We start from the raw sequence: 22,558 nt of genomic DNA on the forward strand, positions 1-22,558 counted from the left end.
AATACAAATTACTAGCTATTGACGGATCACTAACAGACCTACCCAACAATAAAAACACTACCCAAAAAGATAGTTCATGGGATCCTTATACTGGAAAAGGAACTCCTAGCTATGAAGATTATAAAAGTGCAGGAGCAGTTAAAGGAGATAATGATGTTTCTTATGAAGAATATCAGGATGCAATGAAAAATTGGAATCCAAATGAAGAGCATATTGGTTAAAAACAAGATATTATTAGGAAATCTACTTTTTCTTTATTTCAAAATATTATTTTTATATTTAGTAAATTTATTACTAAACCCCAACCTAAATCAAAACCTAAAAACTAAATATTAATCTAAAATTAATAAAAAATTTATCTTAAAATTCCAATTTTAAAAACTTTAAATTAAAATCCAAATAATTAAAACTAATTATATCCCATAAAAAACATTCATTAATAATCTTAAAGAATTTATCCATTATACTCCACAATATTTACTAAAAATAATAATTTTCAAAATAAAATTCATACTAATCCCCAAGTTAATCCAGAACCTAATCCCCAACCAATTATATTAAGATATAATTTAGATTCTATATTAAGATATAATGCACATTTCTACCTTTGCCTTTTCTTTCAATTATTCCTAATTTTTCTAATTTAGCTGATTCTTTTCTTGCTGTAACATCTGAAATAGAAAACATTTCCCTAATATCCATATTAGTTATTTTACCTACATCACTAATTTTTTCAATAATAGCTATTTGCCTTTCATCTAAATCAATTTGATCTTTTTCTTTTAAAATTTTAACATTTTTATTTAGACCTATGACTTTATCCTTAAAGGACTCAATATTGAAAACAATACCTTCAGTAAAATACTCTAACCATTTTGTTAGATCTAAAGTATTAGGATCAACTGTTTGAAGTGCATTATAATAATCTTTACGATTCATATCATAATAATCATCTAAGGCAAAAAATCGATTTATATCAAACCCAGATTTGTATAAAATTAAAGTTGCCAAAACACGAGCAGTTCTACCATTACCATCAATAAATGGATGGATTCTAACTAATTCATAATGTGCTAAACCTGCAACAATGACCGGATTAATGTCATCAAAATTAACAGAATTAAGCCAATCAAAAAATTCATTGATTAAAAATAAAACATCTTCTGTTTTAGGAGGTGTAAAAACGATTTTTCCACCAGAACCTACTACATATACTGGTTGATTTCTTAAAGAACCCTCATGTTCAAAATATTCTAAAGTATTTTTAGTCAAAGATTTATGAATTTCAAGTAAAATCTCAAGATTAAATGTATTTTTAGAAAATTCAGGAATTCGCCTTAAAGTAGAAAGATAATTTAAAACTTCTTGTTTATCCTTGTTTTGAGCAATTACATTCTTACCATCAGCTAAATCATTAACTTGATTAAAAGTTAGAGAATTTCCTTCAATTGCAGTTGAAAAATGTGCACTTCTCAAAATGGCTTCTTTCTTTAAATCCACTTCCCATTTAGGAATTAAAGGTGTGTTTAATATAATTACTTTTGATTCAGTGATATTAATTAAATTTTTCACAATTTTATCTGTATACTTAAAATTAGGTTTAAACATGGGAATACCACAGTAAATAAAAAAAATGGCTAGATTAACAGCCAGCACCTATGAAACCTAGCTTTCATAACTATTATTAATTTATATTCTTATTAATATAAATATTTTTTTAATTTAAAATACACAAATTATTTTTTATTATATAATAACTAAAATTCAAAAAAATAAGCAAAATAAAAAGATTAAAAAATAAAATATAAAATAATAGATTAAAAAATAAAAAATAAAATAATATATTAATAAATATATAAAAAAATCCAATTATTTAGCTAAATTCTTTCTTTTCTAAAATTACACTATGACTATAAAAAACCTTAGGCCCATTAAAAACATTGAAATATTGTTTCATTAATTCAATAGACTTTTCAAAATCTTTTTTAGAAACATGGCCTTTTGGTTCTACAATTAAAATCTTACCTTGATCATTTAATAAATCATATAGCTCTTTTAAGGTTTTATTTTGGTTAGGTACTTCATGTAACATGTAAAAAACTAGTATAAAATCAAATTTTTTAGATAAACCAATGCTATCTTTTTTAGTGTTATGAAGTTGTATAATATCTTCAAGATCAGTCCCCTGTATTTTATTTTTCACTTTAGATAACATTTCTTTTTGTAAGTCAGCTCCAACTACTTCTCCATTTGAACCTACTAATTTTGCCATTTCTATTGTGAAAAAACCAGGACCACAACCTAAATCCAGAACTGTCATTCTTTTATCAATATAAGGACCCACTATTTTTTCAGGATTTTGAAATATTTTGCGAATTTTAGAATCAAAGAACCCTGCCATTTTATGAGAACAAACATCATTATTAGCCATAATTAAAACCTTAAGAAAAAAATCATTTGATTAAACTATTTAATTTTGATTAAATTATTTATATATTTTATATTAGACATCCTATAGTTATTTGTTAAAAATATTACTTTTATAAATATCTATGTTAAAAATATTACTTTTATAAATATCTATGTTAAAAATAAAAAAATTAAATTATCAATACCAAATATTAATTTATATATTATAATATTTATTTCCTATTACTTCTACTTCTTTATTATTAAAGTGTTTATCAAATGTAGCTATTTTTTTAATGGCCATTTGATCCATAAGCTCAATATATAAACAATCAAAGAAAGGCAACCTATCAGGGAAATAGCTAATTTGTCTTATTAGTGCATCATCATAAACACTAATATCTTCAACGATACCAAAGGACCCATTATTCATTCTATTATAAATCTCTTCTAATTTTTCTTTAGAAACCTTTAGTTTAATGTTTAATACTGTCATTACTTCTAATATTATTGAATTAGATATTATAAGGTCTTGGTCTTTAATATCTTCGTATATTTTATTGGCTCTTTTATAATATTTATGATTATCAACAAATAAAGCTATTATATAATTTGCATCTAAAAAAATCATAAATATTCATTACTCCCCTTTTCTTACTTCATTAACTGCTTTTACTGGATCAAATCCTTTTGATGCTTTTATACTTCCTACTAAATCATCAATATTTTTAGTAGGATCTGGTTTTACTAGAAATTTAATCTTAGTTTTATTTTCTTTTGGTTCTTTTTCAATAGCTTCTTTTAAATACTCGTTAATTAGTTTTGTTTGTGTTGTTTCTTTATTATTAGCTATTATTTTAATAGTTTTGAATATATTTTCATCTAGATTAATTGTAGTTTTCACAGTTGTCATCTATAATCAACCCCATAATATTATATATGTTTACCATATCCCATATATAATTTTCTAAAAAAAATAAATAAATTAAAATAATTAAATTAAAATAATTAAACTAAAATAATTAATATAAAAGCCATAATAGCTAAATACACTTTATTTTAAAAATAAAGCACATAATTTATTATTATTATTATGTAAATTAATTAATCAATGATTAATACATGGAATATTAATATCCATAATTAAATATTAAAATATGGCATACTAACTCCCAGAACACTCCTATTTATAAATCAAAGTGAGGAGTTTTGTAATACTAATTAAGACAATAGATAATGTTTTTAAAAAGAGTATTTTAAAATTATCTGACATAGTATCACCTCCTTTTTAAATAGGAAAGCAGTCGAGATGTGTATGGACTTCTTCCAAAAATAAATAATTTAACAATCTAAAGAGTTAGTAATACCATAAATAATATTAGTAATAATATATATTTAAATATTACTATTTCCCAAATTTGTAATAAAAATAGAAAAAATTATATATTATTAATACCAAATATTAATTTGTGTATGGACATTAGATTCGATGAAAAAAATTAGTTATCGAATCTCTCTTCTAAATAAAAATACTTATTTTAATATTTATAAATAATAATGCTATAATCTTACTAATATTTTAAAAATAAATAAATAAATGTTAGATAAATATAGCCAAAAACTACACTCCTAAGATATAAATTTTAGCTAATTAATTATTCAAAATTTCAATTAAAAAAAAAAAAACCTAAATCCCATCTAAAATATTATTAGAAGCTCCACAGACTTCAACAAGATATTCTGCTTCAACTATATGTAGCTTAGATGGAATAGCTATACAATGCAAAGGTCCTCCAAAATCAAAATCAATTAATTTCCCAATTTTATCAGCTTTAACAACAACATCTTTAGAACCAACTCTAGCTATTCCTATAGCTAATGTATCTTCATCAATAATAACTTCATTATTTTTACCATCAGCTATTAAATCATCTTTAACTTTCATTAAATATTCTAATCCTTGATTTACAGTCATGTATCTATCATTGTGTGCTTGAATATCTAATAAAACAAGGGTATGAGCATCATTTGATAAGTTATTAGCTATTGCCATATAAGGAGAATGTGGGAAAAAGTTTTCATCTGGAAATGGGATTGTTGTAACTTTTCCAAATTTATAAGCTTGTAAACCTGAAATTCCAGGAGCTGAAGATAGAATAGATGATCCATGAATGACTTCTGTTTCAATTCCCTTTTTTTTAGCTTCTACTAGAAAATCTGTATGAGTAGTAGCTATGAGTGGATCTCCACCTGTTATCAAAGCTACATCATGACCTTCAATAGCTTCTTTCATGAAAACATTTTCTTCTTCTACTTGTTGACGATTTAATACTATTATTTCTTTTCCTATAAGTTCTTCAATAGCTTTAAAGCTAGAACCAAAAAGACGAGAAGTAAAAAATTCTGCATAAACCTTTTCTACAGATTTTAAAGCTCCTAATCCTTTAATTGAAATATCTTTTTCATCAAATAATCCTAATCCTACAAAATATAACATATTTATCTCCCTATAATGACTTATCAAATATGATTTTATTATATTAAAATTTATGAATAGATGAATTATCAAATAAAATCTATTATATTAAAAAATTATTAAATAAATTACTTGTTAAATATGATTTTATTATGTTTAAGTTTCGTAAAATAATATATTCTTTTTAATTATATTAATTTATTTTAGTTATAAGTTTTATTTTAATTATAAATGTTTTAATTAATTTCTATAGCTATTCTCATACATCTTATTTGAATATATATTCTTTTAATTATAATATATTTTATTTTAAATATCCTATTTTAACTCTAATATATCTTATTTGAATATATATTCTTTTAATTATAATATATTTTATTTTAAATATCCTATTTTAACTCTAATATATCTTATTTTAATATATTCTTCTAGTTTCAATATTGTTTCATTAATTATTTATTTTGAAACAATATAGTTAAATAAAAAATTTTTAAATAATTATTAATATAATAAAAATATTTTAAATATTTTTTATATTTTTATATAATAATATATAATTTTTTAAAAAAAATAAATATTTTTTAATTCATATTTATTATATTGTTTCATATAATCATAAAATTTAAATAAATTAAATTAGATATATTTTAACAACAATAGATTTAAGTTGATAATATGATTACAATTTAAATTGATAAAATTAGTAAAATTTAAGTTGATAATATGATTACAATTCAAATTTATAAGATGAGTAAATTTAAGTTGATAAGATGAGTAAATTAAAAATTTTTCTTAGCAGTAATCAAAATGAATTTAAAGTAGAGAGATTATTAATAAAGCAATTTATTGAAAATACTCCAATTTACAGTTCATTATTTGAAGTATTTCTCTTTGAAAACCTTCCTGCAGGTGGTAACTCTTCAAGAGAGACCTATTTATCTGAAGTTGAAAAAAGTGATATATTTATTGGTCTTATTGGAGAAGATTATGGAAGAGTAAATAAAAATGGATTATCTGCAACAGAAGAAGAATTTAACACTTTTCAGAAAACATCTAATAGAAAAAACACATTCATATTTATTAAAGAAGGAATAAAAAAGGATAAAAAAACTTTAAAATTCATAGAGAAAGTCCATAGAGTAACTTATGATAAGTTTAACCAGGAAAATATTTTAATTAAGATACAGAGGACTTTAGAAAAATTTCTTTTTGATAAGGAGTTGATTCAAAATAAAGATTTTGATGAAAGAATTGTTTTAGAATCAGATTTTAAGGATGTTAATCAAGAAAAAGTTAAATATTTCTTAAAAATAGCTAATACCTCAAATATTGGAAACATTACAACTAACATTAAAAACACTTTATTAAATAGATTACATGTTTTAAATAATGAAAAACATTTGACTAATACGGGAATACTATTTTTCTCTAACAATCCAAGTATTTTCATTTCTCAAAATGAAATTAGAATGGGTAGTTTTAAAACAAATGAAAAGGTAGATATTATAGATAAAAATTACATTAATACTACAATATGCCAAGCATTGAAAGAAGTTGAAATTTTTTTCCATAGAAACACTAGAATAGGAAGTGAAATAAAGGGTTTTAGAAGGAAAGATATTCCAGAATATCCTTATGAAGCTATTAGGGAAGCGGTTGTTAATGCAATTGCCCATAGAGATTATACTATAAGGACTTCCCCTATAACATTTTTTATTTTCCCAGATAGAATTGAGATAACAAGCCCTGGGGAACTACCAAACCCATTAACAATAGAGGATTTAGGTGAAAAAACAGCCCATAGAAATAAGAAGATTTGTGAACTTTTACAAATGACAAATTATATGGAAATTATTGGTTCAGGGATTCCAAGAATGAGAGCTAAAATGAGAAAACAGGATCTTCCAGAACCTGAATTTGTTCAAAGTCCTGGTTTTTTCACAGTGATATTTAGAAACTCAAAAAGAATTGATTTAGATACCTCAAAACTAAATAAAAGACAGCAGAAAATTGTAAATTTCTTAAAAGACGAAGGTGGCTCTATTAATATTAATAGTGTTATGGATGTTTTTGAAGTTTCAAAACCAACTGCATCAAGAGATCTAAAAGAACTTACAGAAGAAAAATATCTAAAAAAGATCCCAGTTAATAAAAAACAAAATAAATATATATTAAATCCTAAATCCTATGAATAGTTCTAAAAATTATCCATATTTTCATGATATATTTTATTAGTAGATATATTTTATTAATAGATATATTTCATTAGTAATTCGTATATCAAGATTTATATTAAAATGTTATATTCTATTTAATTTTATAATGAAATTGGAACAATACCTTCTTTTCCATCAAAGTGATTATCAAAAGAAACTATTTGATTTATATTAAGTTTTTTCCTAATTTGAGAAGGAACAACAGTTTGATATCCTTTATATAGTTTAGTTATTTCTCCCATAGTATCACTTGATATTATATTGATTTTTTATAATATACAAATATTAGGTAAAATTATTTTATCAGGTAATTTATAATTTACTAATAAATTTATTTCAACTGATAAAATTTATTTCATTATATAAAATTAATATAAAAAATAATTAAAAAAAATAATTAAAAAAATAATTTAAAATGGTTATAAAATAATTAAAAATAAAATTAATATAAAAAATAATTAAAAAAAATAATTAAAAAATAATTTAAAATAGTTATAAAATAATTAAAAATAAAATTAATATAAAAAATAATTAAAAAAAATAATTAAAAAAAATAATTTAAAAATAATTATAAAAATAAATAAAAGTTTTAAAATTATTAAACAAATTAAATTATCATACTCAATTGTATTCTTCTTCTTTCAACATCAACATCAATAACTTTTACTTCAACTATATCTCCAACACTTACAATATCCAATGGATGATTTACAAACTTATTTTCAACTAATTGAGATATATGAACTAATCCATCTTGATGTACACCAATATCAACAAAAGCACCGAAATCTACAACATTTCTAACTGTTCCTTCTAAAATCATTCCTTCTTCAAGGTCCTCTATCTCAAGAGTATCGCTTCTAAGTATTGGTTGTGGCATTTCTTCTCTTGGATCTCTTCCTGGTTTTTTAAGTTCACTTACAATATCTCTAAGAGTTATATCACCAATATCTAAATCAGTAGCTAATCGTTTAAAATCACTACCATGTAAATTATTTAATTTATCAAAGTGGATTTTTTTAAGGTTTTGAATTGTAGCTTTAAAATCCTTAAGATTATAACCTAAATTCTTAATTAGCTTTTCAGTAGCTTTATATGATTCTGGATGAACTGTGGTAATATCAAGTAAATTATCTGAACCATAAACTTTTAAAAACCCTGCACATTGTTCAAATGCTTTTGGTCCAAGTTTAGCTACTTTAAGAAGTTCTTTTCTACTTTTGAAAATTCCTTCTTCTTCCCTATATTTAACTATATTTTTAGCTACAGCTGAGCTAACCCCTGAAACATAGCTAAGAAGCGCTACTGATGCAGTATTTAAATCAACTCCAACATTATTAACTGCCTTTTCAACCACACTTTTTAAAGACTCTCCTAATTTCTTCTGATTCATATCATGTTGATATTGACCAACACCTATTGATTTTGGATCTATTTTAACAAGTTCTGCTAAAGGATCTTGTAAACGTCTAGCTATTGATACTGCACTTCTTTCGCCTACATTAAAATCTGGAAATTCTTCAGTAGCTAATTTACTGGCAGAATAAACAGATGCTCCTGCTTCATTTACTATAACATAATGAACATTAGTTCCTTTAATTATATCCACAATTATTTGTTCAGATTCTCTTGATGCTGTTCCATTTCCTAAAGCTATAATATCAATATTGTATTCACGAATAAGTTCTAGAACTCTCTTTTTTGACTCTGAAACTTTATTTTGAGGTTCAGTTGGATATATTACATCAGTATCTAATACTTTCCCAAATTCATCGATAACAGCTAATTTACAACCTGTACGAAAAGCTGGATCCCACCCAAGAACAACCTTATTTTGAATAGGTCCCTGCATAAGCAATTGTTCAAGATTCTTTGAAAATACTAAAACTGATTTTTCTTCAGCAATTTCTGTTAAAGAGGCCCTAATTTCCCTTTCAATAGATGGAGCTATAAGCCTTTTATATGAATCTGATACTGATTCCTCAATCAAATCTTTAGTAAATTCATTATACTCAGGTTCTATCTTTTCAAAATTATCTTTTGAATAATCAATAAGCATATGCCTATTTAAATATTCAATAATATCATCAACAGGAGCTTCAATTTTAACTTTTAATAATTTTTCTTTTTCACCACGATTAATAGCAAGAATCCTATGTATAGCTATATTAGATAATTTTTCATTATAATCATAGTACATTTCATATTCTGAGGAGTTTTCTTTATCTTTAGCGCCAATAGCTAAATTTCCAGTTTTAAATGTAATTCCCCTAATAGATCTTCTAAAATCAGCATTGTCAGATATAATTTCAGCTATAATATCTTTTGCACCTTGAATAGCTTCTTCTATTGTGAAAACTTCTTTTTCTTCTGATAAATATTCTTTAGCTATCTCAGAAATTGGAACATCTGTAGTTTGTTCTAATATTAGATTAGCTAATCCTTCAAGACCTTTTTCTTTAGCTATTGTAGCTCTTGTTCTTTTTTTAGGTTTATATGGGCGATATATATCCTCAACTTCAACAAGAGTTTCACACTTTTCTATAGCTATTTTAAGATCTTCAGTTAGCTTTCCTTGTTCTTTAATTGAATTTAGAATTTGTTCTTTTCTTTCCTCTAAATTTCTTAAATATCCTAACCGTTCTCCAAATTTTCTGAGTATTTCCTCATCAAGAGAACCAGTAGCTTCTTTACGATACCTAGCTATAAATGGTATTGTATTTCCTTCATCTATTAATTTTATTGTAGCTTCAGTTTGCCATGGTTTAATATTAAGTTCTTCTGCTAATGTTTTTGTTATCATAAGTATGATTTCTCCTTATTTAAAAAAAGATAGATTAATTCAGAAATAAAAATTATGTCGATTATCAAAAATAAAGATTATGTTTTATAACTAGAAATAATAATTATAACTATCAATAAAAATAAAGATTATGTTTTATAACTAGAAATAAAAGTAATAACTATAATTAGAAATAATAATTATATTACTAAAATAAATAAAAGTTATAGCTATTGATATAACATTTTATGATTTTATATGATCCTAAATGTTATTCTAGCTATTTTTAAACTTAATCTATTTTCTTACCAATATAAAAAACATAACCATAATAATCTTTATATTTATTATACATTTTAGCTTCATGACGTTCGCATGATATAAACTCTTCTACTAATTTATTTCCCTCGTGTTTTTGTAAAAATTTTTCCTGAACTTGAATTTGAGGGCTGTAATAATTTTCAATCCAACAATTCTCATGTAATCTAAAAGCAGCAACTGGTGTATATCCAGATTTTTGCATTATAGCTATATTATCCGACATTGTAGTTATTCCAGGATATTCAGATACCCAAAAATCCTCTATTTCAAAAGGACGATTATTTGTAAACCAAGTTGCATCTGTTACAGCTACATATCCCCCTTTTTTCAAGTATTTTGACCATTCTTTCAATCCACGTTCAAAGCCAATGTTATAAATTGCTCCTTCTGACCATATAAGATCAAATTCTTCCTTTTGAAATGGAAGATCATCCATTGAACCTACAATACCATTTACCCTATCATTTAAACCTAATTTATGAGCATTATTATTGAATATATCTATAAAATCAGGAAAAATATCCATTCCAGTAACATTTCCCATTGTATTTTGACCTAGAACCATTGTTTGCCCACCAGTTCCACACCCAATATCTATAATTTTTGAATTTTTATTAAGATTTCCAATAAAACTCAATGCTTTGATTGTCATTTCAGGACTTCCTGGCCCTTGTCTTTCTAAATTTGAGAAATATTCACAAATTAAAGATAAATCAAAATCATGAATTGAAGCATCTTCATTCTCCATTTTTTCTCTCCATTAACCTTTAATATCTTACCTATTTAATAATTATTAGCTAATTATTAAACACAATTAATACCTATTGTCGAATATTCTAGTTGATTTTTTCTCATTACGTGGCAAATCACCAACATCAACTGGTTTAACATTTACTGTTATTCCTATATCTAATTTGAATTGTTGTTTAATTTCTCTTTCTAATTCATATTTATTAAAATTATCCTTTACTTCAACAAAGAGAGTGCAAATATCTCTCTCATTTAAATGGTCAATCATTAGTTGATATTCACTAGAAGAACCTTTTATTTTAGCTAAAACTTCATCAATTTGACTAGGAAAAATATTTACTCCTTTTACTTTAACCATATCATCTGTTCTACCAACTAAAATATCGATTCGTGGATATTCACTCCCACATTTACATTCTCCAGGAATAATACGAGTAAGATCATGTGTTCTATATCTTATAAGAGGAGCACCTTCTTTTTTTAAAGTTGTTATAACTAATTCTCCTATTTCCCCATCTGGAAGAACTTCACATGTTTTAGGATCGATTATTTCAAAATAAATATAATCATCCCACAAATGCATTCCACACTCATATTCACAGCTAATACCAATACCTGGCCCATAAATTTCAGTTAAACCATATACATCATAAAGTTTAACTCCTAATTCATTAGCTATACGATGACGCATTTTTTCTCCCCATCTTTCAGAACCAATGATCCCTTTTTTAAGATGAATTTGATCATTAATTCCTCTTTTAGCTATTTCTTCAGCTAAAAGTAAAGCATAAGAGGAAGTTGCACATAAAATACTTGATTTTAAATCAATCATCATTTTTAGCTGTTTATCTGTGTTACCTGGACCCATAGGAATAGTCATTGCACCTAATTTCTCAGCCCCGTTTTGAAAACCAATACCTGCTGTCCATAATCCATATCCAGGAGTAATATGCATTATATCTTTATTTGTCACTCCTGCCATTTCATAACATCTTTTAAACATAATAGCCCAATCTTCAATATCTTTAGCAGTATATGGAATTATCACAGGAGTTCCAGTTGTTCCAGAAGAAGAATGGATCCTAACAATCTCTTCATCAGAAACTGCTTGTAAACCAAGAGGATATGCTTCCCTTAAATCATTTTTATCTGTAAAAGGTAATTTTTCAAAATCTTCTTGATTTTCAATTGAGCTAATTTTTCCTAATTTATTTTTATAAAAATTAAATGCATTAGTATTATTTTCTTTTAATCTAGTTATTTGATTATTCACTAATTTTAATTGTTTTTCATTCAATTTCATTATATTATCTCTTATATAGATTCTAAATAAAAGTTATCTGTTTTTTATATGTTATAATTTGTTTTATATATTATAAATAGAAATTAATCATAAATATTAATTAAATAAAATTAATTCTAAAATAAATTAATTCTAAAATAAATTAGTTCTAAAATAAATTAATTATAAAATAAATTAATTGTAGAATTTGAATTAAATAACATAATTATCTATTAAATATCTATTTTTAAGTATTTAATAAATATTATAATAAAAATTATAATTATAATAAAATTTGTAATTATAATAAGTAATTATAATAAAACTTGTAATTATAATAAAAATTTATGATAAAAAATTATAATAAAATTTTATAATAAAAAATTAATTATTATAATTATTTATTATATATATTATAATTAAAATAAATTAAATATAATTAATTAAAACTGATTAATAAAAATTGATTAATTAAAAATTAATTAACTACTAAAATTAATTAACTACTAAAATAAATTAATCAAAATAAATTAACTATTAAAAGTTTATAATTATATTAAAAATATTAATAATTGATTAATTATTAACTCATTAAAACAAAATAAAATTATTTTTAATTAAATAAGGGATAATAATGCTAGCTATAAAAATACAATTAAAGTATATTGAAGAAGTGCGTAAAGTATTGATAGATAAAGAGATTATAGCTAGAAATTACAAAATTCTTACTGAAAATAATTATGGATACATAGCTATAAATCCCAATATAGATCAAATGAAAATTCCAGATGTTGAAAAAAAAATTAGGGGCGAATTAGAATCAAATAACACTAATAATCAAATAGAAATCCAGATAGTTGAAAAAGATTTAGAAGAAGTTAAAAAGAAGCCTAAAAGTCTTAGTGAACAACTTAAAGGAAAATTATCAGAAAAAGAAATTGAAGATTTAAAAACTTCTTTTGATATCATAGGAGATATAGTTATTCTTGAGATACCTGAAGATTTAGAAAATCAAAAAAAAGTTATTGGAAATGCTGCACTTTCATTTACAGGTAGAAAAGCCATTTTCATGAAAAAAAGTGCTGTTGAAGGAGTAACAAGAACACGAAAATTAGAATTTATAGCTGGAGAAGACACTTCAAAAACAATACATAAGGAACATGGAGCTAGACTTAAGTTAGATGTTAAAAAAGTTTATTTCTCACCTAGATTAGCTACTGAAAGAAAAAGAATAGCTAAAGAAGTTAAAGATGGAGAAATTATTTTAGATATGTTTGCAGGAATTGGACCCTTCCCAATTTTAATAGCTAGAGAACATGAAGTAGATATTTATGCTTCAGATATTAATGAAGAAGCTATAAAATATATGAAAGATAATATAAAGCTTAATAAATTAAAAGGAAAAATACATCCTATTTTAGGAGATATAAACAAAATAGCTAAAGAAAAATTTATAAAAAATCAAATAGATTTTGATAGAATCATTATGAATTTACCTGGAACTGCAAAAGATTTTTTAGATTTAGCTATTTTACTTACTAAAAATAATGGAATTATTCATTATTATGAGTTTTCAGATGGATATGAATCAGCTATTAATAGAATAAATAAAATAGCTAAAAAACAAAACAAAAAAGTTGAGATTTTAAATACCCGTAAAGTAAAATCAAGTAGTCCAAAAGAATGGCACATTGTTGTTGATGCTAAAATAATAGAAAATAAATAAATAATAAATATTAGTAAAATTAGTAAAACTATTAAAATATTAAAATTAATAAAACTAGTAAAAATAGTAAAAAATTAATAAAAAAATGAATAGAAGGTTAATGAAAAATAAATAAAATGAATAAAATTTAGTATAGTTATACATTAATGAATTCTAATTACATTATCTTTATTATCAAAATCACTATCAAAAGATAAAATTTCATGAATATCTAATTCTTTCATGGTTTCAATCATTATGGTATCAACTAATGATAAATTCCCATCATATTTTAAATGTGTGATCATTCCTTTATCTAATAAATGATAAGTTTTATATATATTATAATTATCTTTAATATTATGGTATAATGCTGTAGCTATTTTTCCCCCAAATAAGCTTCCAGCTAATGTTATTGATTCCAATAAAACACCATCAGTGACAATTTTTTCCTTATTTTCAATTTTTTTCAAGAATTTTTTAGCTTTTTTGTGATGAATATCTTTTTTATCTAATAAGCTAATAAAAAAATTAGTGTCTATTAAAATCAAGTTTCTCACCTTTATCAATTTTCTTCTGTAATTTCACACTATCGATTGGTTTTTCACTTGATATAATTCCTACAATATCATTTAAATTACTTCTTTTTCTAAAATTAACCCTAATTTGACCATTTTCATCTTCAATCCATTCAACAATATCATTAACTTCTATATTAAATCTTTTTCTAAGTTTAGAGGGAATAGATGTTTGATTGTTATTGTAAACTTTAGTAGTCAACATTAATATCACCAATTTATTATTTATTAATAGTTAAATATAAATTTAACTACTAAAATTTATATTAAAAATTTTATAAAAAAACCTAAAAAAAATAAAATTAATAGAATATAATAAAAAAGAAGAAATTTTAAAAATAAAAATAAGCATGAAAAATAGAAATTAAATATAAATAAAAATTAGATAGAAATAAAATAGAAATAAAATAATATGAAATAATATAAATTAACGAAATTATTATTTCCACTTTAAAAGAAGTGAAGAATATATAACAACCAAAACTGAACCTATATTATGAACTAATGCGCCAGTAATTGGATCTAAAATACCTAATATTGCTAATATTATAGCTACAAAGTTTAAAGCAAGGGATATTGTTATATTAATGTTTATAGTTTGCATTACTTTTTTTGATATTCCTAAAAGATGAGGAATGAATTTAATATCATCTCCAATAAGAGCTATATCTGCAGCATCAACTGCGATGTCACTTCCAATTCCCCCCATAGCTATTCCAACATGGGCTTTTTTAAGTGAAGGAGCATCATTAACTCCATCACCAACCATTGCTACAGGATGATTTTTTATATTCTGATAAGAATCAATAACATTCATTTTTTTCTCAGGAAGGCAATTATAATATAATTCATCAATTCCAACTTTATCAGCCATATGTTTAGCTGGTTTTTCACTATCTCCAGTTAAAAGAACAGTTTCTAAATCAAGTTTTTCTATTGATTTAATAGTATCCTTGGCATCTTCCCTTAGAGAATCTCCCAAAACAACAGCCCCTTTAAAAATATTATTAATAGCTATATAAATGATAGTTGATCCTTTTTCAATAAAAGAAGATAATTTTTCTTTTTGCCATTTTTTATCAATTTTAAAGTTAGCTTCATTTTCTAAAAAATCCATATTTCCAGCTATAACATTATCATTGTTAATTATTCCTTTTACACCCTTTCCAACAATCATTTCAAAGTTATTTACATCATAAAAATCAATTGTAGATTTTTCATCATATTTTTGATTTTTATAATAATTAACAATAGCTTTTCCTAAAGGGTGTTCAGATTTACTTTCTAAAGATGCTACAGTCTTGATTAATGATTTTTTATTATTTATATCATTACTATTACTATTACTATTAGTATTAATATTAATAGTATCATTAAAAATAATAGAATCTTTTAAATTAACAGAATTATTAACAGTATCATCAATATCATTTGGATCATAAGATATTAAATCTAAAACTTTAGGTTTACCATAAGTTAATGTTCCAGTTTTATCAAAAAGAATTTTTTTAACCTCTGAAAGTCTTTCTAAAGCATCTCCTTCTTTAACCAAAATCCCATATCGAGTTAGATTTCCAATAGCTGCAACAATTGCAGTAGGAGTAGCTAATACAAGAGCACAAGGACAAAATACAACTAATACTGTAACAGACCTTATTATTTCACCAGTCAAAAAATAAGTAGCTATTGCTGCTGTTAATGCTATTACAACAATCCAAGTAGCCCATTTATCAGTTAATCTTACAATTTTTGATTTATCTGCATCAGCTGATTCAACCAAATCAATCATTCTTTGAAGAGAGCTATCTTTCCCCACTTTAGTAGCTTCCATTACAAATGAACCAAATTGATTAACTGTCCCACTAAAAACTTCATCCCCTTTTATTTTATCTACAGGAACTGGTTCACCAGTCATTACAGATTGATCTATGGAAGTTTCTCCATCAATAACTTTACCATCAACAGGAACTGTTTCACCAGGCAATATTTTAATTAAATCTCCAGTAACAACCTTTTTTGCATCCACAATTTTCTCATCTGTAGCACTATCTTTTCTTATTATTAGTCTTGCGGTTCTTGGTGTTAAATCAATTAATTTTTCAATTCCTGCTCTAGATCTAGCTACAGTAAACTCTTCTAATAGTCCACCTAATGCCATAATAACTGCAATTTCACCAGCTGCAAATACTTCACCAATGATTATAGCAGCTATAAGTGCTATTGAAACTAAAAGATCTGCTTTTATATCAAATTCAGTGATTAATCCAACAGCAGCATCTTTAATAATTGGAAATCCACATAATAAGACTGCTATCCATGCTAAATCAAAATTTCCAAATTTAAATACACCAAAAAAACTTAATATTAATGCAATTGCTGAAATAAAAAGGAAGATGACCGATATTTTTTCTTCCTTGATAAAACTATTTTCATTCATTTTATTAAACTCCTTATTTAATGGGATTTTATTTTATTGAAATCATATGTATAAAAATCACTTTTATTGAATACACTTTTATTAAATATCAATTACATACGAATAAATATAGGTATAGGGGTATAGGTATAATAAAATATTAAAAAAAATAAAAGACCTTAAAAATATATGATAAATATCTAATATAGATGATAAATATCTAATAATAAGAGATATCTAAGACCTGAAGGAAATCTAAGATATAAAAAAATATCTAGAAAATATTAAAGCCTTGAAAAATATTCTATTGCTTTTGTAAAGTCTTTTATTGTTTTTTCAGAATCACCAGCTTCAAAACCTTCTTTAACACAATGATTAAGGTGTCCTTCAAGAACAATTTGACCAACCTTGTGTAATGCAGATTTTGAAGCATTTATTTGCATGATAATATCTTCACATGGGATATCTTCATCAATCATTCGATCAATAGCATTTAACTGACCAATTATCTTTTTCAACCTTCGATGAAGATTATCAGAATCCATACATTTTTTCATTTTTATTCACCAAATATTTAATAACCAATCTATTTTAATAAACAATATATCTTAATAACCAACCTATTTTAATAAACAATATATCTTAAATTTTAATAAACACCATATCTTAATAACTAATTTATTCTAATAAAAGATATTTTAATTTACTTAATAAAATATTTCTTTTAATAATAATTAAATTTTATTTAAAAATTTTATATTAAATATTAAAACTATAATTAATTATACCCATAGGGGTATTGGTATTTATAATATTTAAATTTTTTCCTAATCTAAAAATTCTTTTAATATTTAAAAAATTTAATATAAAAATTTAATATAGAAATTTAATATAGAAATTTAATATAAAAATTTAATAATGGAAAAATAAATATAAAAAAATATGAATATGAAAATATTACAAGGCTTTGGAATGATAAGTGTTATCTTTTATTTTATACATGTATTCCTAGGACAGGCCCTTTGGAAAAGTTATAATCCAATAACAACAGATATAAGTACACTAACAGCTATAGGGTCACCTAATGCAGAAATAATCGGAATTTTCACATTGATATATGGTATTTGTGCAGTTATATTCGCAATAGGTCTTGTAATAGAATCATTTAATAAAAAATATAATATCATAACTAAATTAGGATTTATATTTTTATTAGCTATGACAATAGTATCCTTTATAGGATATACATTGTTCCCTTTAAATCCAAGTCAAACAGTATCAAGCTTCCAAAATATGATGCATATTATAATAACTGGAATGACAGTACTTCTAACAATCCTATTTTTATTCTTTATAGGAATTGGATTTATAAAAAAAGAAAAATTTAAAAAATTGGGAAAAATATCACTTATAGTAGCAATCTTAGTAATACTTTTTGGAATGCTAAATCCAATTAATTTAGCTTTAGGATTAAATATTTTGGGACTAACTGAAAGACTTGTTATTTTTACATTAGAAATATTTATATTCTTCTTATCAGCTGTATATACTTTTGATATAAGCTATTTTTTATCTATTAATGAGAATAAATAAATAATATTCTTATTTCTAATTTTATTCATATTTTAATTTTTGAAAAAATTCTTTAAAATTATCCAAATCAATTATTCCTTTTTCGGTGATTACTCCAGTAATTAGATCTTTTGGAACAATATCAAATGCAGGATTTCTAACTTCAGTTCCTTTTGGACAAATTCTACATCCACCATAATGAGTCACCTCATCACTTCCCCTTTCTTCTATTTCAGTATCATAAATAGAAATATCGTGGTCAAATGTACTAAGTGGTGCTGCAACATAAAATGGAACATGGAATCTTTTAGCTGCAAGTGCAACCATTAAAGACCCTATTTTATTAGCTATACCATCATGAGCTACTCTATCCGCCCCAATAACAACTTTATTAATCTCTCCTTGTTGCATTAAATATCCTGCAGCTACATCAGGTATTAATTTTACAGGTATTTCTTCTTGTTGCATTTCCCAAACACTTAAACGAGCTCCTTGACCAAGAGGGCGAGTTTCATCACAAATTATATTTATATCTTTTCCTTCATGAAATGCGGACCTAACAACTCCAAGAGCAGTACCATAATCAACACAAGCAAGAGCTCCAGCATTACAATGAGTTAAAATAGTATCCCCATGAGATATAATCTCAGCACCATTTCTACCAATAGCTAAGTTAGTCTCAATATCTTCTTTATACATTTCTAGTGCTTCTTTAAGAGCATTTTCACTTTTAAGAACTCTATCAACTGCCCAAAAAAGATTTATAGCTGTTGGACGAGAAGATTTTATTTCATCAGCTACTTTTTCTAAATTTTCCCCAGCTAAATCTCCAAGAACCATTCCAAAAGCAGCAGCTACTCCAATAGCTGGAGCTCCTCTAACAACCATTGTTTTGATAGCAGTTATTACATCTTCATAAGTCTCACATTCAAAATATGTTAATTCATCAGGTAACTTAGTTTGATCTATAAGTATTAATTTATTATCTTTCCATTCCATAGTTTTCATAGTTAATACCTTAACCTAAAAATGTTCATTGATATGATAAAATATAATAAAATATGATAAAATATAATAAAATATGATAAAATATAATAAAATATAATAAAATATAATAAAATATTAATTGATTTAATATTATTGTTTATATTTGTTATTGTTTATATTAATATAGAGTTTTTACATTATAACTTTTATTAATGATTTTATTATAAATATCTTAATGAGTATATTAATAAATATATCAATAAGGATATTAAGGCATTTAAGGATATTTAATGATGTCTAATGATATTTAATGATATTTAATGGTATTTAATTGTATTTAATGGTATTTATTGGCATTTAATAGACATATTAATTAATATACATAAATTATATAATAAAATATAATATATTATAAAATATATTATAAAATATATGATAAATTATATGTAAAATATATGATAAAATATATGACAAAAAGTAGCTAATTATGAATTAAAATACTATAAAAGACCTGTTTTATTTAATGCTTGTTTTATATCATTTATTAAATCATTTGAATCTTCTAAACCAACACTAAAACGGAGAAAACCATTTTTAAATTCTTTAGGATATAAATATTGTCTTTCATCATCTTCACCAATGAAAACTATCAAGCTTTCATCATGACCTAAAGAAACTGCAGATGTGATAATTTTCAGATTACTAACAAATTCATTATGTTTATCATGATTAGTATTTAGTCCAAAAGATAAAACACCTCCAAAACCATTTTTCATTTGTTTATTTGCAATTTCATGATTTTTATGGGATTCTATTCCAGGATAAGAAACAAAAGTTACAATTTCAAGACTTTCTAAAAATTTAGCCACTTTTAAAGCATTTTTATTATGTTGTTCCATTCTTAAAGGGAGGGTTACAGATCCCCTCATTATAAGCCATGCATTAAATGGACTTATTGTACCTCCAAGATTAATTTGGGAATCCTTCCTGATTGTATCTAAATGTTTGGATTTGCCTGAAATTGATCCTCCCATTGAATCTCCATGTCCATTGATATATTTTGTTAGACTTTCAATTGAAAAATCTGCTCCGAGTTCAATAGGCCGTTGATTATAAGGGGAAGCTAATGTATTATCTACTGAAACAAGGATATTTTTTTCATGAGCTATTTCAGATATTTTTGAAATATCTACAATAGATAGAGTAGGATTTCCAGGAGTTTCAATATGAATCAATTTAGTATTATCTTTTATTTCTGATTTAACATTTTCAATATTAGTAGTATCAACTATGCTTGTTTCAACTTTAAATTTTTTATTAAATAATTCATTTAAAAGTCTATAAACCGCAATATAAGTAACATTAGAAAATATAACATGATCCCCACTTTCAAGAAGTGAGAAAAACAAACCAGATAATGCTGCCACCCCACTTGAGAGTACTATACAATCTTCAGCATTTTCAAGTGAAGCTATCCTCTCTTCTAAGTATTTTTGATTAGAACCACCATTTCGAGTATAAATATTTTCATCAGCACCACTCCAATTTAAAACACTTGGATCATAAGGTAATTTATAGCTATTCGCCATAGTTATTGGTCTTTTTATAGCATTAGTACCTTTATCAATATTATTTCCAACATGGATAACTCTTGTTTGAAAGTCCATATGATTAAATTTTAATCCATTATTTATTATTTTGTCATTCATTTTATCATTCATTTCATAATTTATTATATTTTTAAAAATAATTTAAAAATAATTTTTATAATATAACAATAGTTATATTTTTTATTAAATATATTTTTTGTTTTTATAATACTTAAAAAATAAATTAAAAATACAATTTAAAAAAAAATGAAAAATTTTTAAAAAATATGAAAAAGATAAAAAAAATTTAAAAAAAAAGATAAAAAATAGAATAAAAATAAAAAATTAGAAAAAATAAACTAAAAAATATATAACTAATACATGAAAAATTCAGTATATTAATAATGACTTGCAGGAGTCATTCCTAAATGTTTATCCTCACTTTTTTTACCAGGAATTCCATAAGCATCTGCCCTACACTGAGTACAAGCTCTGAAAACAGGTAAAACTTCTTCAACTTCGTCTCTAACTTTTTCAATCTGAGCACAATTAGGACGAGGATAATCTTTCATTTTATTTAAAGGTATAAGAGGAAGAACATTCATAAGTGAAGCACCACGTTTTTTAACTTCTTTAGCAATTTCCACTATATGTTCATCATTTAATCCAGGAATTAAAACACTATTAACTTTAATAATGACACCAAGATTAGCTAATTTCTCAATTCCATCAAGCTGATTTTTAATTAAAATCTCAGCAGCTTCTTTACCCTTATAAATCTTACCATTATAATTAATAAAAGTATAAATATCTTTAGCTATTTCTGGATCAATAGCATTAACAGTGACAGTAACAGTATTTACACCAAGTTCAGCTACTCTTTCAGCATAATCAGGAAGTAAAAGCCCATTAGTACTCATACATTTTATTAAATCAGGGTTATTTTTACCTAATTTTTCAAAGAATTCAAATGTAGCTTCATTAGCTAAAGAGTCTCCAGGACCTGCAACACCAACAACAGAAATTGGACCTTCTTTAGTTACATTTTCTACATGTTCTATTGCAGAATCAGGATCCATAACACAAGAAGCGACTCCCGGCCTATTCTCATCTTGATTAATGTCCCTTGTACAGAAATTACAATAAATATTACATTTAGGAGCAATAGGAACATGTGCCCTACCTACCTTATCATGCATTTTCTCATTAAAACAAGGATGAGCCTTGGTTACATGAGCAAAACGACTACCTTTAAGTTCTTCCATATTGTCCACCTTATAAACTAATTAATAATAATTTCATGATAAAAAAAATAACATGAAAAATATTATTTAAATAAAATTATAATTTTAAAAATTTATTATAGAAATATAATTATAAATATAATTAATATAAATTAATGTAGATTAATATAAATTAATATAAATTAATTTAAATTGATATAAATTAATACAAATTTATGTAAATTAATATAA

At 24.2% G+C, this 22,558-nt stretch carries 20 protein-coding genes; 4 read left to right on the forward strand and 16 right to left on the reverse strand.

What is annotated here, in order from left to right; translation table 11 throughout:
* Positions 1-221: hypothetical protein (locus Q0087_RS01280; RefSeq protein WP_297897619.1), on the forward strand; the 221-nt coding region annotated here is incomplete at its 5' end.
* A 355-nt stretch (positions 222-576) separates the two neighbouring features.
* Here Q0087_RS01280 and Q0087_RS01285 read toward each other — a convergent pair.
* The 5 genes from Q0087_RS01285 to dph5 all read right to left on the reverse strand — a co-directional run bounded on the left by Q0087_RS01285 (position 577) and on the right by dph5 (position 4,906).
* Positions 577-1,608: a Fic family protein gene (locus Q0087_RS01285; RefSeq protein ID WP_297897622.1), complete on the reverse strand. Its 1,032-nt coding sequence runs from the start codon at positions 1,606-1,608 to the stop codon at positions 577-579.
* A gap of 265 nt (positions 1,609-1,873) precedes the next feature.
* Entirely contained in the window at positions 1,874-2,431 is a 558-nt protein-coding gene (locus Q0087_RS01290; protein ID WP_297897625.1) for a class I SAM-dependent methyltransferase, read from the reverse strand.
* A 195-nt stretch (positions 2,432-2,626) separates the two neighbouring features.
* Entirely contained in the window at positions 2,627-3,040 is a 414-nt protein-coding gene (locus Q0087_RS01295) for a type II toxin-antitoxin system VapC family toxin (RefSeq protein ID WP_297897628.1), read from the reverse strand.
* A 9-nt stretch (positions 3,041-3,049) separates the two neighbouring features.
* Positions 3,050-3,322: a DUF6364 family protein gene (locus Q0087_RS01300; RefSeq protein WP_297897630.1), complete on the reverse strand. Its 273-nt coding sequence runs from the start codon at positions 3,320-3,322 to the stop codon at positions 3,050-3,052.
* 774 nt (positions 3,323-4,096) lie between these two features.
* Positions 4,097-4,906 (reverse strand): diphthine synthase, encoded by an 810-nt coding sequence (gene dph5, locus Q0087_RS01305; RefSeq protein WP_297897632.1) that lies wholly within the window; start codon positions 4,904-4,906, stop codon positions 4,097-4,099.
* Between the two features lie 749 nt (positions 4,907-5,655).
* Here dph5 and Q0087_RS01310 point away from each other — a divergent pair.
* A complete protein-coding gene (locus Q0087_RS01310) occupies positions 5,656-7,080 on the forward strand; it encodes an ATP-binding protein (RefSeq protein WP_297897633.1) in 1,425 nt (474 codons plus the stop codon).
* A gap of 122 nt (positions 7,081-7,202) precedes the next feature.
* Here Q0087_RS01310 and Q0087_RS01315 read toward each other — a convergent pair whose 3' ends face one another.
* The 4 genes from Q0087_RS01315 to Q0087_RS01330 all read right to left on the reverse strand — a co-directional run bounded on the left by Q0087_RS01315 (position 7,203) and on the right by Q0087_RS01330 (position 12,257).
* Positions 7,203-7,343: an AbrB/MazE/SpoVT family DNA-binding domain-containing protein gene (locus tag Q0087_RS01315; protein WP_297897634.1), complete on the reverse strand. Its 141-nt coding sequence runs from the start codon at positions 7,341-7,343 to the stop codon at positions 7,203-7,205.
* A gap of 365 nt (positions 7,344-7,708) precedes the next feature.
* Positions 7,709-9,904, reverse strand: coding sequence for a Tex family protein (locus tag Q0087_RS01320; RefSeq protein WP_297897636.1), 2,196 nt, complete (start codon positions 9,902-9,904; stop codon positions 7,709-7,711).
* Between the two features lie 271 nt (positions 9,905-10,175).
* The gene (locus Q0087_RS01325; RefSeq protein WP_297897638.1) at positions 10,176-10,952 is read right to left on the reverse strand and encodes a class I SAM-dependent methyltransferase; all 777 of its coding nucleotides are present in this window, start codon (positions 10,950-10,952) and stop codon (positions 10,176-10,178) included.
* Positions 10,953-11,018: 66 nt separating this feature from the next.
* Positions 11,019-12,257 carry a phenylacetate--CoA ligase family protein gene (locus Q0087_RS01330; protein ID WP_297897640.1) on the reverse strand — a complete coding sequence of 413 codons (1,239 nt, stop codon included), beginning with the start codon at positions 12,255-12,257 and terminating at the stop codon, positions 11,019-11,021.
* Between the two features lie 613 nt (positions 12,258-12,870).
* On the opposite strand from Q0087_RS01330, the gene Q0087_RS01335 reads away from it, so the two are divergent.
* The gene (locus Q0087_RS01335) at positions 12,871-13,962 is read left to right on the forward strand and encodes a class I SAM-dependent methyltransferase family protein (RefSeq protein ID WP_297897641.1); all 1,092 of its coding nucleotides are present in this window, start codon (positions 12,871-12,873) and stop codon (positions 13,960-13,962) included.
* 143 nt (positions 13,963-14,105) lie between these two features.
* Here the strand turns inward: Q0087_RS01335 and Q0087_RS01340 are convergent, their stop codons facing one another.
* From Q0087_RS01340 to Q0087_RS01355, 4 genes are all read right to left on the reverse strand, one after another.
* Positions 14,106-14,492 carry a type II toxin-antitoxin system VapC family toxin gene (locus Q0087_RS01340; RefSeq protein WP_297897644.1) on the reverse strand — a complete coding sequence of 129 codons (387 nt, stop codon included), beginning with the start codon at positions 14,490-14,492 and terminating at the stop codon, positions 14,106-14,108.
* Positions 14,473-14,724, reverse strand: a complete 252-nt coding sequence (locus Q0087_RS01345; RefSeq protein WP_297897646.1) for an AbrB/MazE/SpoVT family DNA-binding domain-containing protein — start codon at positions 14,722-14,724, stop codon at positions 14,473-14,475. Before Q0087_RS01345 ends, Q0087_RS01340 begins: the two co-directional genes overlap by 20 nt.
* A 234-nt stretch (positions 14,725-14,958) precedes the next feature.
* Positions 14,959-16,956, reverse strand: coding sequence for a cation-translocating P-type ATPase (locus Q0087_RS01350; protein ID WP_297897648.1), 1,998 nt, complete (start codon positions 16,954-16,956; stop codon positions 14,959-14,961).
* Between the two features lie 263 nt (positions 16,957-17,219).
* Positions 17,220-17,492: a metal-sensing transcriptional repressor gene (locus tag Q0087_RS01355; protein WP_297897651.1), complete on the reverse strand. Its 273-nt coding sequence runs from the start codon at positions 17,490-17,492 to the stop codon at positions 17,220-17,222.
* A gap of 391 nt (positions 17,493-17,883) precedes the next feature.
* Here Q0087_RS01355 and Q0087_RS01360 point away from each other — a divergent pair, with 391 nt between their 5' ends.
* Entirely contained in the window at positions 17,884-18,528 is a 645-nt protein-coding gene (locus Q0087_RS01360; RefSeq protein WP_297897654.1) for a DUF998 domain-containing protein, read from the forward strand.
* Positions 18,529-18,549: 21 nt separating this feature from the next.
* Here the strand turns inward: Q0087_RS01360 and mtnA are convergent, their stop codons facing one another.
* From mtnA to Q0087_RS01375, 3 genes are all read right to left on the reverse strand, one after another.
* Positions 18,550-19,515 (reverse strand): S-methyl-5-thioribose-1-phosphate isomerase, encoded by a 966-nt coding sequence (mtnA, locus tag Q0087_RS01365; RefSeq protein ID WP_297897657.1) that lies wholly within the window; start codon positions 19,513-19,515, stop codon positions 18,550-18,552.
* A gap of 479 nt (positions 19,516-19,994) precedes the next feature.
* On the reverse strand, positions 19,995-21,203 hold the full coding sequence (locus tag Q0087_RS01370) for a PLP-dependent aspartate aminotransferase family protein (protein ID WP_297897659.1): 1,209 nt from the start codon (positions 21,201-21,203) through the stop codon (positions 19,995-19,997).
* Between the two features lie 278 nt (positions 21,204-21,481).
* Complete coding sequence (locus Q0087_RS01375; protein WP_297897661.1) at positions 21,482-22,348, reverse strand: radical SAM protein; 867 nt, start codon at positions 22,346-22,348, stop codon at positions 21,482-21,484.
* Between the last annotated feature and the right edge of the window lie 210 nt (positions 22,349-22,558).

This window comes from uncultured Methanobrevibacter sp. (genome assembly GCF_937881195.1).
Taxonomy (GTDB): domain Archaea; phylum Methanobacteriota; class Methanobacteria; order Methanobacteriales; family Methanobacteriaceae; genus Methanobinarius.